This is a genomic window from Anaerocolumna chitinilytica (assembly GCF_014218355.1).
Lineage (GTDB): Bacteria > Bacillota > Clostridia > Lachnospirales > Lachnospiraceae > Anaerocolumna > Anaerocolumna chitinilytica.
The window spans coordinates 2,708,067-2,722,990 of sequence record NZ_AP023368.1 but is presented as its reverse complement, the minus strand read 5'-3'; the positions used below and the strand labels follow the sequence as shown (position 1 = coordinate 2,722,990).

General features: G+C 36.6%; 14 protein-coding genes. 6 read left to right on the top strand and 8 right to left on the bottom strand.

Translation table 11 applies throughout. The features are described 5' to 3' along the window. Positions 1-247: 247 nt before the first annotated feature. A complete protein-coding gene (gene dapA / locus bsdcttw_RS11835) occupies positions 248-1,138 on the bottom strand; it encodes a 4-hydroxy-tetrahydrodipicolinate synthase (RefSeq protein ID WP_185259561.1) in 891 nt (296 codons plus the stop codon). 323 nt (positions 1,139-1,461) lie between these two features. On the opposite strand from dapA, the gene bsdcttw_RS11830 reads away from it, so the two are divergent. The 5 genes from bsdcttw_RS11830 (at position 1,462) to bsdcttw_RS11810 (ending at position 7,543) form a co-directional block, all read left to right on the top strand. After that, positions 1,462-2,304 (top strand): AraC family transcriptional regulator, encoded by an 843-nt coding sequence (locus tag bsdcttw_RS11830; RefSeq protein WP_185259560.1) that lies wholly within the window; start codon positions 1,462-1,464, stop codon positions 2,302-2,304. Between the two features lie 25 nt (positions 2,305-2,329). Beyond that, positions 2,330-3,001 carry a response regulator transcription factor gene (locus tag bsdcttw_RS11825; RefSeq protein ID WP_185259559.1) on the top strand — a complete coding sequence of 224 codons (672 nt, stop codon included), beginning with the start codon at positions 2,330-2,332 and terminating at the stop codon, positions 2,999-3,001. 52 nt (positions 3,002-3,053) lie between these two features. After that, positions 3,054-4,325, top strand: coding sequence for a HAMP domain-containing sensor histidine kinase (locus tag bsdcttw_RS11820; RefSeq protein ID WP_185259558.1), 1,272 nt, complete (start codon positions 3,054-3,056; stop codon positions 4,323-4,325). 109 nt (positions 4,326-4,434) lie between these two features. Next, on the top strand, positions 4,435-5,193 hold the full coding sequence (locus bsdcttw_RS11815; RefSeq protein ID WP_185259557.1) for an ABC transporter ATP-binding protein: 759 nt from the start codon (positions 4,435-4,437) through the stop codon (positions 5,191-5,193). 4 nt (positions 5,194-5,197) lie between these two features. Beyond that, positions 5,198-7,543: an ABC transporter permease gene (locus bsdcttw_RS11810; RefSeq protein ID WP_185259556.1), complete on the top strand. Its 2,346-nt coding sequence runs from the start codon at positions 5,198-5,200 to the stop codon at positions 7,541-7,543. Between the two features lie 169 nt (positions 7,544-7,712). Here bsdcttw_RS11810 and bsdcttw_RS11805 read toward each other — a convergent pair whose 3' ends face one another. The 7 genes from bsdcttw_RS11805 to bsdcttw_RS11775 all read right to left on the bottom strand — a co-directional run bounded on the left by bsdcttw_RS11805 (position 7,713) and on the right by bsdcttw_RS11775 (position 13,905). Next, positions 7,713-8,288, bottom strand: coding sequence for a histidine phosphatase family protein (locus bsdcttw_RS11805; protein WP_185259555.1), 576 nt, complete (start codon positions 8,286-8,288; stop codon positions 7,713-7,715). A 46-nt stretch (positions 8,289-8,334) separates the two neighbouring features. Next, entirely contained in the window at positions 8,335-8,910 is a 576-nt protein-coding gene (locus bsdcttw_RS11800; protein WP_185259554.1) for a histidine phosphatase family protein, read from the bottom strand. Positions 8,911-8,934: 24 nt separating this feature from the next. Further along, positions 8,935-9,426, bottom strand: a complete 492-nt coding sequence (locus bsdcttw_RS11795) for an NUDIX domain-containing protein (RefSeq protein WP_185259553.1) — start codon at positions 9,424-9,426, stop codon at positions 8,935-8,937. 61 nt (positions 9,427-9,487) lie between these two features. After that, positions 9,488-9,754: a CPBP family glutamic-type intramembrane protease gene (locus bsdcttw_RS11790; RefSeq protein ID WP_225903867.1), complete on the bottom strand. Its 267-nt coding sequence runs from the start codon at positions 9,752-9,754 to the stop codon at positions 9,488-9,490. 969 nt (positions 9,755-10,723) lie between these two features. Beyond that, positions 10,724-12,379, bottom strand: coding sequence for a hydroxylamine reductase (gene hcp / locus bsdcttw_RS11785; RefSeq protein ID WP_185259552.1), 1,656 nt, complete (start codon positions 12,377-12,379; stop codon positions 10,724-10,726). A gap of 72 nt (positions 12,380-12,451) precedes the next feature. Continuing rightward, complete coding sequence (locus bsdcttw_RS11780; RefSeq protein WP_185259551.1) at positions 12,452-13,267, bottom strand: retropepsin-like aspartic protease; 816 nt, start codon at positions 13,265-13,267, stop codon at positions 12,452-12,454. Positions 13,268-13,482: 215 nt separating this feature from the next. Further along, positions 13,483-13,905, bottom strand: a complete 423-nt coding sequence (locus bsdcttw_RS11775; RefSeq protein ID WP_185259550.1) for a VOC family protein — start codon at positions 13,903-13,905, stop codon at positions 13,483-13,485. A 281-nt stretch (positions 13,906-14,186) separates the two neighbouring features. On the opposite strand from bsdcttw_RS11775, the gene bsdcttw_RS11770 reads away from it, so the two are divergent. Further along, complete coding sequence (locus bsdcttw_RS11770) at positions 14,187-14,849, top strand: hypothetical protein (RefSeq protein WP_185259549.1); 663 nt, start codon at positions 14,187-14,189, stop codon at positions 14,847-14,849. The last annotated feature ends 75 nt before the right edge of the window (positions 14,850-14,924 follow it).

Below are 14,924 nucleotides of genomic sequence, written 5' to 3'. Positions count from 1 at the left end.
TACCATGTCTTTTCAGCATTCTCTTCTTGTAACATCTTATCGGCACTCTGTTTTCTTTCATTTCATACCTCCGTCTGTTTCTATCAATTTAACAGATAAAAATAAAAGAACGCGTCATATAAAACGAAAGATTTTCTAAAGATTATGTTTATAAGCACTAAAGCTGCAAATTTTCTAAATCCAACTAAAAAATGCCGCAAATAGCTTAAAACTATCTGCGGCAGCATTCTATGATTAATTCAATCTATTATCCAGCTATTTTGGCTTTTTCTTTTATTGTCAGTACTTTATCAATCTTAACTTTTAATTCCTCTGAGATTTCTGTAAGCGGAAGCCTCAGTTCCGGCGAATCAATAAGTCCTAAAGTGTTCAGACAATACTTAATTGGTGCCGGATTCGGCTCTTCGAATAATAGCGGAATCAACGGATAGAGTTCCTTCCAGGTTTCAAGAGCTTCGTTCACATGATTTTCCTTAATATCTTTATAAATCTTAACAAACTTCTCCGTATTAATATGAGCGGATGCCATAATACCTCCTGCTCCTCCCAGGGTAAGGGTCAGATAAAATAATAGGTCCTCCCCTGTAAGCACAGAAAAATTCTTAGGTGTATTTAACAGCAAATTCATCGTCTGTTTAATGTCTCCACAGGAATCCTTCAGACCGACAATATTCTTAAATTCTGCCAGTTTGTGTATTGTATCATTCGTAATGTTAACACCAGTACGGTATGGAATGTTATAAATAATAATATCAAGTGCTGTTTCCTCAGCAATATTTTTAAAATGACTATAGATTCCATTCTGATTCGGCTTATTGTAATATGGACAGACAGAGAGAATCCCTTCTATCTTATATTTCTCAGCCAGTTTAGCCCTCTTAACTACATTAGCTGTACAGTTTCCTCCTACTCCTGCAAAAATCGGAAGACGACCTCTATTGAATTCTATGGTTTTATCCATCATCTCCTCAAACTCATATTCCGTTAAAGTTGGAATTTCTCCCGTGGTTCCAAATGGGATAAGGCCTGATATTCCGGTATCCGCATAATGATTTATCATTTTTTCATAGGATTTATAATCAATTTCCCCTTCTTTAAAGGGTGTGATAATTGGCAGCCATACACCGTTAAGTGACATAATATTACCTCCTGAATTCCGATGGTGTTAATTTTTATATTATTTTCACATGAATATTCTATCGTTAATGATAGGATATGTTCCTATAAAATATCCTTTGTTAACCTTTTTCTCTATTATATAAAACATTATTTTAGAAAAATATTATTATAATGCTTCCAATATTGCATATTGTGCTGTATACTAATTTTAATTTATGTTGTTTAGTAGAATCGCTGTTGATTTCAAATATCACAGGGTAAACGACATCACAGGTGATAAAGAACATCACAGGTGATAAACGACGTCCTTGGTGATATCAGGTAATTTAAAGGAGAGTAAGAATGGGGAATTTTGAGAAGCTTGGATACCTAAAAGATGACTTTCGGATATTCCATCTGGTTGACAGTGAGAAAAAAGAATTCAATTTCCATTATCATGACTTTAATAAAATAATGATCTTTTTATCCGGCAACCTAAATTATACGGTAGAAGGCAGGAATTACAGTTTAAAGCCTTATGACATTCTTCTCGTAAATGCCGGTGAAGTTCACCGACCGGTATGCCTTGATAATTCAGCATATGAAAGAATCATCGTATATGTGTCAACTGATTTTCTAGCTGCTTATAAAGCTGAGGATTATGATCTAAGTTATTGTTTCGAAAAAGCCCGAACCGAGCATTCCAATGTACTTCGTATTCCTTCTATGGATAAATCCAAGCTCTTTCATGTATGCCGTGAGTTGGAGCTTTCCTTTAAAGATAATGATTTTGCCAGAGAACTCTACCAAAAGATATTATTTCTGGAATTCATGATTCAGCTTAACCGTACGGTTATCGCTAATCACGTAAACTATTTGAACAGTGATATGACAAATGATAAACTTCTGGCTATTATTGATTATATCAATGCTCATCTGACTGAAGATATCACAATTGATACTTTGGCTAATACTTTCTATTTAAACCGCTATTATCTAATGCACTTTTTCAAGGAACATACCGGATATACCGTAGGTAATTATATAACGGAGAAGCGGCTTCTTCTTGCAAGACATTATGTTCAAGCAGGTTATACCTCGACCGAGGCCTGCTACCAGAGTGGTTTTAAGAATTACTCAACCTTTTCACGGGCCTTTAAAAAAGCCTTTAAAACCATGCCAAAGAATGCTCTGTTTATTGATTAGCATTTTTCCCTTTCGGAGGTGCCTTTTGAAATACGATTGCCTAATAGTAGATGATGAAATACCCTTATCACAAAGTACCTGCGAGTACTTTACCATGTTTGACGTAAAAACCACCTGGGTAGCGGATGCTGACTCCTGTCTTGCTTTTTTTTCCGATAATCAGACAGATGTTATACTACTTGATATCAATCTTGGCAATGATTCTGGCTTTGCTTTGTGTAAAAAGCTACGCCAAATTACTGACGTCCCTATTCTCTTTATCAGTGCCAGGACCAGTGATGATGATGTTCTTCTTGCCCTTGGCATAGGCGGTGACGATTATATCAGCAAACCTTACTCCTTAAATATTCTGCTGGCCAAGGTTAAAGCAATTCTTAAGCGCTATCAGAATATATCCTCTGACGAATTGACCTTCGGTGATTTTACTGTTAATCTTCATCTGGAACGGGTATTTTGTAAAAGGGAGGATTTAGGACTTAAGACGATGGAGTACAAGTTACTCTCCTATCTTGTTAAAAACAAAGGTCGCATTATCTCCAAGGAAGAGCTCTTTAGTAATGTATGGGGTGATTCCATCACCGGTGACGGTACCTTAAATGTACATATACGTCGCATTCGTGAAAAGATTGAAACTGCCCCTAATAACCCCCGTTATATACGAACAATCTGGGGAACCGGTTATATCTTTGAAGACTAATTAAAGCAAATTAAACAGAAAATGCATGCTTTGATACACGAAAGGAGTTACAATGAAGCTTAAAACCTATGCAATAACATTGCTGTTATTATTCTTTTCGGGAATTGCCTGCGCCATTTATCTAACCTCTCGGCCTGTGGACAATCGCATGGATAATATCGCTGTTAATGATATTGTATCTGATATCAGAGCTGATTGGAGTTTTTTACAATATCCCAACTACATTTTACCGGGACTCTCCTATGGCATGGATTATACAGTTATTGACAATAACGGAGTCCTTCTTGCAACCACCAGACAAGGTCTTTCTGAAAATGAGAATTCTGCCATACTACATAGGGATACCATTATAACGATTACAGATACAAAAGATGTCGTACTTGGCAAAATCATTTTCTATAATAATTCTCAAAAGCAATTGAAAGAGTTTAAAGAGAACCTTCTCTTTCTGTTTTTGGTTTTAATCTTAATTGTGTTTCTATCTGTCTCCTTAATTCTTTATTCCATACATAGAAGGATTTTAAATCCTTTTCGTTCCTTAAAAAGCTTTGCTGAAAACATTGCTGACGGTAATCTGGATATTCCCCTTACCATGGATAAAGGCAATACTTTTGGTGCCTTTACAGAAAGCTTTGACCTGATGAGAACCCAGCTTGCTACAGCTAGAGAAAATGAAAGGCTGGCAACCATCAGTAAGAAAGAACTGGTGGCTTCTTTAAGCCATGATATCAAGACTCCCATAGCCTCCATAAAAGCAATTGCCGAGCTTATGAGTGTCACTGCCCTTGATAATAAAACCCGCCAGTATCTTGACACAATCAATGCAAAAGCCGACCAGATTAATCTCTTAATCAATAATATGTTCCATGCAACTCTGGAAGAATTAAACGAATTAAAGGTCACAACTGTTGAGATTCCCAGCCACGCAGTCTATGATATGATACAAGATGCAGACTATAGGCATTTGACCGTAACGACACCAATTCCCGACTGTTTGATTATTGCCGATCCGCTTCGCTTGACACAGGTACTTGACAACATTATAAGTAACTCCTATAAATATTCAGGTACCGGTATTCATGTTCAGTTTGAACTTACTGACTCTTTAATTATTAGTATAGCTGATAGCGGACCAGGTGTTCTGCCAGAAGAACTTCCCCTTTTAAAGCAAAAATACTATCGGGGTAAAAATGCCTTAAAACAGCAAGGTTCCGGTATTGGGTTATATATTTCCGATTATTTTATGGACAAGATGCAAGGCACTCTTCAATGTAAAAATAAGAAAGATGGCTTTATTGTAGAACTTAGCCTCTCCCTAGCTTAAAGATTTAAGGATTGGTTAAGAATCAGATAAAGACTGGTTAAAAATATGAATGATATGATAAGACTGTAACCCGATATTGCTTTTAAATGATGTATAGATGGAGGATTTTATGCAAAAAGCAGTCTTAACAACAAATAAACTCAGTAAAACTTTCTCTAATAAGGGTCTTCAGCAGCATGTGCTCAAAAATCTGGATTTAATGATTTATGAAGGGGATTTTACTGTAATCATGGGCTCTTCCGGTGCCGGTAAATCAACACTTTTATATGCCCTGTCCGGTATGGATAAGCCAACCCTTGGAGAAATCCGCTTTCATGACCAGGAGATATCCCGGTTAAGCAATGATAATCTGGCAGTCTTTCGTCGTAAGAATTGCGGCTTTGTGTTTCAGCAGATATACCTTTTAGACAATATGAGCCTTCTTGATAACGTCCTTGCCAGCGGCTTGTTATTGACAAATAATAAAAAAGAGCTTGCAGAAAGAACAAAAAAATTATTTCTCGCTGTAGGTTTGACTGAAAGCTTATGGAATAAGTTTCCTTCTCAATTATCCGGAGGGGAAGCACAACGTGCCGGGATTGTCCGGGCACTTGTTAATAACCCCGCTGTTCTCTTTGCCGATGAACCTACAGGTGCCTTAAACTCCACCTCCGGTATCGCCGTATTGAATGTTCTGACAGACGTGAATAAAAAGGGCCAAAGTATTGTTATGGTAACACATGATCTGAAATCAGCGCTTCGGGGCAACCGAATTATTTATCTCAAAGACGGAGCTATCTGCGGTGAATGTATACTTGGCAGCTATCTGGAAGAAGATACAAAGAGGGCTGAAATACTTCACTCCTTCTTAAACGAAATGGGGTGGTAAGTCTATGAAAAAAATCCTTATGCTTTCCTTTTCCAATATAAGAAAAAACAAAGGTCAGTCAATCAATCTTCTGGCAGTAATCTTAATAACAGGATTTCTTTTAAATCTAGGCCTTTTACTATTGATAAACTTCACTAAATTTTATGATAGCCTCAGCGAGGAAGTCAACTCACCTCATGCTGCCTTCCTAGTAAATCGATCTGCTTATAGCACAGCTCAGAGTGACTATCTAAAGTCCTATCCCGGTGTAACAGAAACAGAAGAACAGGAGGTCTTATCAGATTCCGCCGGTATTAAATACAATGGGGATAAGATTCCGGGTATGTTTATAATGGTAAAGGCAAGTGAGAAGCAGGATATGAATCCGCTTAAATTGATTGGGCCTTCCAACCCCTTAGATGAGAACTCTATCTACCTTCCTTACCTTATGAAATCCGGTGGTAAAATGAATCTTGGAGAAGATTTTTTCATATCCATAGAAGGAAAAGAATATCATTTTACCATCGCCGGTTTTACCGAAGAAGTATATTTTGGCTCGAACACCATACAGTGCTATCGCTTTTACCTATCTGATGAGGGATATGAGAAGTTACATAAGAGTATTCCTACATCCTCCAGTATTCTTCAAACTGTCCGTCTGGAAAAAGCCGCCTTAAGCAACGAACTGATGAAAGATTTCTCTAATAAATTTTATTATCAGGCTTCAGCAGGTAATACTTCTACTTACTTTAGCAGTTCCTACACCGAGGTCAAAACCAGCAGAACCTTTTTGTCAGGTATTACTTCTATGATATTGGTGGCTTTAGCTGCTGTTATTCTCCTTGTAAGTCTTGTTGTTATCCGTTTCAGGATTCACAATACTATAGACGAAAGTATGGTAAATATCGGTGTGTTAAAAGCCATAGGGTATCAAAGCCGGCAAATTATAGCTTCCTTGGTATTGCAATTTACAGGTATAGCCACTGTCGCAACCTTACTAGGAACTGCCCTATCCTATGCTGTTCTGCCAATAATATCAGATATTCTTAAGATTCAGACTGCCCTTATCTGGAAACAGGAATTTGACCCTATGATAAGCAGTATAACATTGCTTATTATTGTCCTCTTTGTATTTGCAGACACGGTCCTTACTGCCTTACGAATTCGAAAAATGCACCCTTTGACAGCCCTAAGAAGCGGAATTTCTACCCATAATTTCAGGCACAATCCCTTTGCCCTGGAAACCACCCCCGGAGGATTAATTTTGCTGCTTGCAGTCAAGAATGTATACCAGAATCTTAAGCAAAATATCATGATTTTTGCAGTTCTTGCTGCAATTACCTTCGCCTCAGCTTCTGTTTTATCCATCTACTCTAATGTTGGTCTACATCCTGACAGTTTTGCAGAGCTGGTTGCAGGAGAAGTTCCGGATTTAGTCATACTGATAAAAGACCCGCTAAATTCAGCAAAAGTTATGAATGATGTCAAAAGTTCATCCAAGGTAAGAAAAGTTATATATTATGTTTCCCGCTCGGTTTTGGTGGATGGTAACGAAGCCCAAAGCTATATAACAGATGACTACTCATTAACAGAGGGAAAGATGCTGTATAAAGGCCGTTATCCAAAACATGATAATGAAATAGCCCTAAGTGGTCCTCTATCACAGCATACCGGTAAGAAGATCGGAGATATCATAAATGTTACTTATAATAATAAATCTTATGATTACCTCATAACAGGATTAATTCAGTCTATGAATAATAATGGAAAAGGGTTGTCTATAACCACAGAAGGTATGAAACGACTCTACCCGGATTTTCTTCCTGAACAGATATATGCTTATATGAATAATACCTCTGATACAGAAAAGCTCATAAATAACCTTACGGCAAAGGATGAGCACCTTTTTATTAATATCTTGAATATGAAAAAATTAGCAGATGTCCAATTAAGTGTTTATGGCTCTGTTTTTGCCATTATCACTGCTACAATTACTATAATTACCTGCTTTGTAGTAATTCTTGTATTGTATCTGGTTCTTAAAACCTCTATATTAAGAAACCGACGTGAAATAGGAATTCAAAAGGCCTTAGGATTTACAACTTATCAATTGATGAATCAGTTATCTATAAGCTACTCTCCTGCTGTCATCACTGGTACAGCAGTCGGATGTTTACTCGGTATTTATTGTTTTAATCCTTTATTTGTAGCCCTTGTTCAAAGCCTTGGAATTATGACCGCTTCAATGCCTGCTTCCCATTCCCTTACTGCTTTACTGGGAATTGGCATAGTAATTCTGTCTTACCTGATATCGCTGGTTATTACCTTACGAATAAGAAAAATCACTCCATACATGCTGGTAAGTGAATAAATAATCGTTAAATAAAGTTAAGTTGAGCAGAACTTGCAGCAGACAGGTTTTGTTCAACTTAAGTTTACCAAGCTTATGTATCAACTCCGTAGGGTACTTGCTCCAACTTTTTGATATATAAGGCTGATATGCTTATTCATTGTGCTCTGATGAATCTTATTATTTCCCCTTAGAATTCCGCTTTCAACATATCACTGTTTATTTCTATTATAGAAGTATTCTTTGCTTGAAATTTTCTCAATTCACTAAAAGGCGTATTAGTTAGATAGCATTGCATCCCCATGATAACCGCACCATGTGTTACCACCGCAACAGCTTCTTTGTTGATAGCAGTTATTTTGCTAAGGGCTACCAGAACACGTTCCACCATTTCCTGATAGGACTCTCCTTCCGGCGCTCTTTCATACCTCCTGTCCAGACACCATTTATCAAATTCATCGGGATATCTTTTCTTTACTTCATCCCATGTCAGTCCTTCCCATAAACCAAGATTGATTTCTTCCAGACCTGCAACTCTTTCTAATGGCTTACCAGTTATGTTACTTATAATTTCAGCAGTCTTATAAGCTCTTTTTTGCTTACTGGAATAGATTCTTGAAAAGTTAACTTGTGATTCCAGCAGTCTTGCCCCAAGCTCCTTTGCCTGTCTTATTCCATTCTCATTTAATTCACTGTCATAACTTCCTTGAATTCTGCCTTCTGTATTCCAGTCTGTCTGTCCATGTCTGATTAGATATATCTTCATGTTACATCCTTTCATATCTGCAATATCACTTGCAGTCTCTTCCTATCTATGCAAAAGAGAATTCACAATCAGGCTGCCCCGCTTCATACTTGCATTCAATAATCTCACCATTCTTTATAGGCCCTGCATATACCAGCGTTCTTATAACCATTCCGTGACAGACCACAATAACACGATCATAGTGAGCATACTTATCCGCTGCCTTTTTCACTCTCTGGCGTAAAGCAGTAAGACTCTCCCATCTCTTTTGTTCTTCTCCACCGGGTATTCCCACTGGATAGATACCTTTAAATGTATTAAAATCCTCATTTAATTTAACCACTTCTTCAAACGTCTTAAATTGAAAGGTAATATCAGGCATCCATTCATGAAAGTCCATTTCAACAGTAAGTTTTATCCCTGTTTGCCTGGAAATAATAGCTGCTGTCTGTAAAGCTCTGGTATATGGAGAAGCTACAATGATATCCGCTCCCATAAGTCGTATATCCTTTGCCGTTTCTTCAGCCTCTCTTACGCCCTGTTCAGATAAAGGGGCAAGGTCTTTTCCGTGTCCGATATACCCTCTCTCCTCACATGGTGTATAATCCGCCTGTCCATGTCTGACTAAATAAAACAGTGCCATATTGTCTCCTCTCCTTTTTCAGGATTAAAAATCTTTTAATTCAACAAAATCTACTCCGTCATCAGTTGCAGTTCCTGCATATATCATTTCTGTATCATTACCATTATTCAGATAATGTTTCAAACACTCCTTCGCTGTAAAAGGCATGTCCTTTTCTAAGATTTGATCTCTATCCACCCATTCCAGAACCCCTTCCTTGCATTCACTAATGTCAATGCTATCATTGATTAATTCAGTGAAGTAGTAGTAATTCTGACGAATTTCATTGTTCTTAAGCCTGAGTGTTATATATCTTAACTCCACTTTTCCAAGATCTTTTTCACATATACCTGTTTCTTCGAATAACTCTCTTAATACACATGCTTTGGGGTTATTTAACTCTCCTTCTTCAAAATGACCTCCGATACCGCACCAGGAAGGTTCAACTACTCTTGATCCTATACGGTAGAGAAGCAGCATTTTATTATTATGGCTAATATATATTGTTGTCATGTTTCTAAGTATGATTGTTGTCATATTACTAAATATATTTCCTTTCGTACTAATTCATAAGTTTATTATAACTCATATCACTTGACTACGGTTTTGTTTTATCCAGAAAATAAATCAGCGTTACTGCCGCCACCACTACTCCAATAATTCCTACCGTGTAATCCAGAATTGCATGTATAAGTACAGGAATCCATATAGTCTTACTTCTCTCCTGTAACACGATAAAATACCATCCGATTAAAACTCCACCGCCTACTTCACTTACCATCGCTAAAAGCAACTGAAAAACATCAGCGTTTGTCATTACAGAAGGCAATACTGCATGCCCGATGCCAAAAAAGAATCCACTGATTATTATTGCAGTTAATAATTATAATGAAAGCTAAAAGAGTTATTGTAAAAAAATCAAAGAGAACTCTATTAACTAACGTATCTTTTGTAATATTGCCAATGCTTACCAAGAAATTGCTTTTCACTGCTATGTAACAGGTGATATAAAACCATAGAATTATACCTATTCCCAAAACACAGGATGATACATAATTATTATTAATTGCTTTCGTGTTAAACCAATGTTTCATAGTATCCTTATATCCTTATCCAAGTATATTTATCATGCTAAAACATATTTCATTATTGATAATCTCTTAAATTATCAATAATTATTATACATTACTCAGCATACATATTCTACCATTAATTGTAGGACGTTATAATCTTTCTTTTTCTATACACTATAGCAAAATTAGAAATTTTATTGTATAATAATACCATTGGTTGATTTTAAATTTAAGAAGGGGGTACTTAGAACATTAAAAGATGGTATAAATATCTAATCTATTTGTTGTTAATCCTTACAGTGGTCTTCCTAAACACAAGTAAATTCTTCTCTTTCTTTCACAAAGCAAGTTTTACAATTAGTCACTTTCATATTATTTTAAATGTAATTACAGGAGTACTTGCTGGTGTTTTACTTGGATGCGAACATTTATATCTTGAAAATAAAAAAGAGGGGCTTTGGAAAATCAATCTGCCAAAAATAATTATACTTGGTTTACCCTCACTTTACTTTACTCTTACCTATATTCTGCTCTATACCAACATACCTATAATATCAAAACTTGTAATTAATACAACATCTTATCTTTTAAACGTTTTTTCGGATAAGTATATATCCTTTTTTCAACTAATACTGGGTTATGTTCTAATCACTAGCTTTTACAAAGCAAAAGATTAAAAGAAAATAAAAATTAGTAAAAAACAGGCACTTGTCATATGATAAGTACCTGCTTTTCATTTTATATTGATTCCATTTTCATTTCTATAATACCGCTTGATTTAAGGAGGCTTTTAAATCATCTTCCGGTGTACTGATTGCCCTGATATTAAAGGTATCTACCAGATATTGAAAGACATTTGGTGACAGAAAAGCAGGTAAACTTGGCCCCAGATACATCCCTTTTATACCAAGTGACAATAATGCTAATAAATCTGCAACTGCCTTTTGTTCATACCAGGATAATACAATGGAAAGTGGCAGAGAATTTACATCCGTGTCAAAGGCGTCAGCCAGTGCTGTAGCAATACGGATTGCAGAATAAGCATCATTACATTGACCCACATCTAACAGTCTTGGAAGACCTGCTACCGTTCCAAAATCCAACTTATTAAAACGATACTTACCACAGGCAAGAGTCAAGATAACACAATCCTTCGGTACTAACTGTGCATAATCCGTGTAATAGCTTCTACCTGGTCTTGCGCCGTCACAGCCACCGATTAAGAAGAAATGCCTGATTGTACCATCTTTAACAGCTTTGACGATTTCACCTGCATGAGACAGCGTTTCATGATGCCCAAATCCCACTAAGATTTCTTCCTTATCCTCATCCTTATCAAAACCGCCAAGTTCCAAAGCTTTTTTTATTATTTCCGAAAAATCCTTTGTGCCATCTTCTTTTACATCAATATGTTTGATGCCATCCCAACCAACTACGCTTGTAGAGTAAATTCTGTCCTTATACGAATCTCTTGGCTTCATAAGGCAGTTAGTTGTCATTAAAATACAGCCAGGTATTTCATCGAATTCTTTCTGCTGATTCTGCCAGGCCGATCCAAAATTCCCAACCAGATGCTTGTATTTTTTAAGTTCAGGATAGCCGTGGGAAGGTAACATCTCCCCATGGGTATAAATATTGATACCTTTTCCTTTTGTCTGTTCCAGCAACATTTCCAGATCATGAAGATCATGGCCTGATACTATAATAAAGGGTCCCTTTTTTACTTTAACATTTACCTTATGAGCAGTGGGATTCTGAAATCTGCTTGTATTTGCATCGTCTAACAGTTTAATTACCTGAACACTGCTTTCACCAACCCGCATAGTCATACGAATCATCTCTTCCAGTGTTAATTTATCATTCGTTGTTGCTTCTAACCCTAGGAAATACATATGATCAATTTGGTCATCTTGAAATCCGATAAATCTCGCCTGATGGCCATAAGCACTGATTCCCTTCAAGCCATATAGAATCGTTGAGCGCAGGGAACGAATATCCTCGTCTAAATCCTTATTATACATAATACCGGCTTTATCGGAATCTTTTAACATATCTTCCTTGGTTTCACTTAACTGATAAGTAGCAGCATCCGGATATATTCCTTCCGGTGCCTGTTCTTTCATAGCCTGCTTTATCTGCGCAGATTCCTTTAATAGTCTTACATGAGCTTCCGCATCAAAGTTCACATTTGTTAAGGTAGTAAATAAACTGTTCTCAACAAACTTTACTACTTCTTTATCTATTTTCTTTCCCTGTTCAATTAATGGTCTTGCATAACAGGATATTCCTTTCAATTGATAAATCAGCAAATCCTGAAGATTTGCTATCTCCGGTGTTTTTCCGCAAACACCGCTTTTAGTACAACCTTTACCTCCAAAAGTCTGCTCGCACTGATAACAAAACATTGCATTCTCCATCGGGATACACTCCTTATAAAATATGTTATTATATTTTACAGTATTGCCCAACGCTGAAGTAAATATGTCTTATTACCAGATTTCGATTGATCTATTCTTATAATCAATCATCCAGCTTTTACCTTTTAGAATATCTGCTCCAAGCAGTCCACATACATCATTATTTTTAGTAGGAAACAATGAACGTTTACAGGCAATAATATTTTTTAGTGTCACATTACAATTTGCTATCTGTAAAACCAGTTTGTCCATAACCCTTACCTTTTCAACGGATGTTCCATCGATTCCTGCAAAGCTATCATTAATCTCAGTTGAATCCTCCAATTTATAATAAAATTTCTCTCCAAGAACGGACTCCGTATTTCCGGTGTCAATGCCAAATAATTTCTCTTTTCCTTCATACATTACACTTATTATTGGCATGTTGTCCCATTCTGCCATATTCTTAATTAAACTATTTGAATATGGAGATTCTAAAGCCAGCTCTCCTTTGGCATTATCATAAATCCATCTGTATTTTTGTATGATATCCCACCCTAAAAATCCATTTAATTGAACTTTTCCGAATTCCTCACCAAAATCAAAATTTAAGACTTCATCTTCAACTACAGCCACTTCTTGATTATGAATTATTACATTTCCCAAAGATATCTCCGGTATTACTGCAATATTGGTATTATTGATTTTACCTGCATTTCCGCCTCCGGTAATGGTCCGTTCTGTTTCTTTTGCCATTAAACTAAGTGCAGTTGTTTTTGTTATGGCTGTAATTGAGGCACCAGTGTCAAAAATTAGCGGTATGGTTATATTATTATAATCAACCGGTATAAGGTATAACGAATCAAGAGTTTCTACCTTCAGAGATACTCCCCTAATTTCTATACTCATCTTTTTCTCCCTACCATCAAAACATATTCTGCTATATCCAGAAAGAATATTTTAATAATTATATCTCCTTGCGAAAAAAGTACTCTGAAAACATATCCTCTTCGCAAGTATAACTACCAACCTCCTCATATCCCATTTCAAGATAAAAATCTCTTCCTTGCCAGTCAAAAGTATCAAGGCAATATTAGGCATCTAAATCCACCTTCCATAAAATACTATTTCACCCTAGGATACATTGGATGTCCTTCTGCAAATTGCACCAAATCCCAAAGATTACCGTACAAATCTTTAAATACAGCAACAGTACCATAGGACTGTGCTTTAGGTTCCCTCACAAACTCAATGCCTTTTGACAGCATTTCCTTGTAATCTCTCCAGAAATCATCGGTACCAAGAAAAAGATAGATTCTTCCTCCCGCCTGATTCCCTATATAAGGAATCTGCTCTGGTTTCGATGCCTTAGCCAGCAATAAAGTACAGCCGGTAGAACCCGGAGGAGATACAACCACCCATCTTTTATCCTGCTCCGGCTGATAGGTGTCTTCCACTAATGTAAAATTTAATTTTTTAGTATAAAAATCAATTGCCTCATCATAATCCCTCACTACCAGTGCGATATGTATAATTGACTGTATCATTCGATTCTTCCTCTCCTATATAATTTTTTTTTACAACACCTTGCTTCCCATTATGAACACCCGTTATTCAAACAAGCTTTTGTTGCCATTATCCAAGTTTTATTATAACACAACAAATGAAATGCTAGTATGACATTAGTCATATTCATCTCATAATTCACAGTTTTTTCACCAGTTTTTAACAGACTTCCCACAAAATAGTCACAGATGCACTTTAATATAAATTAGGAATATAATTCATGGTTCCTGGAGAATCATATAAGAAAGGTAAGGATTTATAGATGAAAACCGTAAAAAAGAAGGCTATTCTCCTGCTGACTATATCTTCGCTGTTTCTCTTGGTAGCAGGATGCTCAAAAGATAATTCACAGGAACAGGCTGCACAAACAGGTAGCGAAAATAACCCGGTAACAGCAGACAGCACTGCTAAGGATGCTTCAACCATCAATGGTCAGGTTACTGCAGTGGATGGAAATACGATAACACTTACAGCATGGCCTAGTGGAGGTAACCGGGGTCCCGGCAACGGTGAAAACAAAGGACAAAGACCAAATAGTGATTCTAAGAACTCAGATAACATAACTCCTCCGGATAAGAGTTCAGATGCTAATAGCAGCGACAGCACAGGTAACGATAAGAACAGCAATCATCCAGCACCTTCCGGTAATACTCAGAAGGGAAGCACTAAAATGCCTCAAGGAGAAGAAAAAACGATTACAGTGACTGATAGCACTACATATTCTGTTGAGAAAGATGGTAAAGCAACTACAGGCTCTCTCGCCGATGTTACTACAGGAAGTATGATAACCGTGGAATTCACCACGGATTCATCCGGTAATGAAGTTCCTTCCGTTATAACAGTAAGATCTTTCTCAAGAGATGGTATGATGGGTAGAAGCAGTAGTAATTCAGATTCACAAACAGGCGCAAATAATACGAAATGAGAACTACCTTTTATTAAAATATGAATTTTAGCTCTAAAGAAAAAAAGCGGCTTGTTTTAGGGATAAACTTTGTAT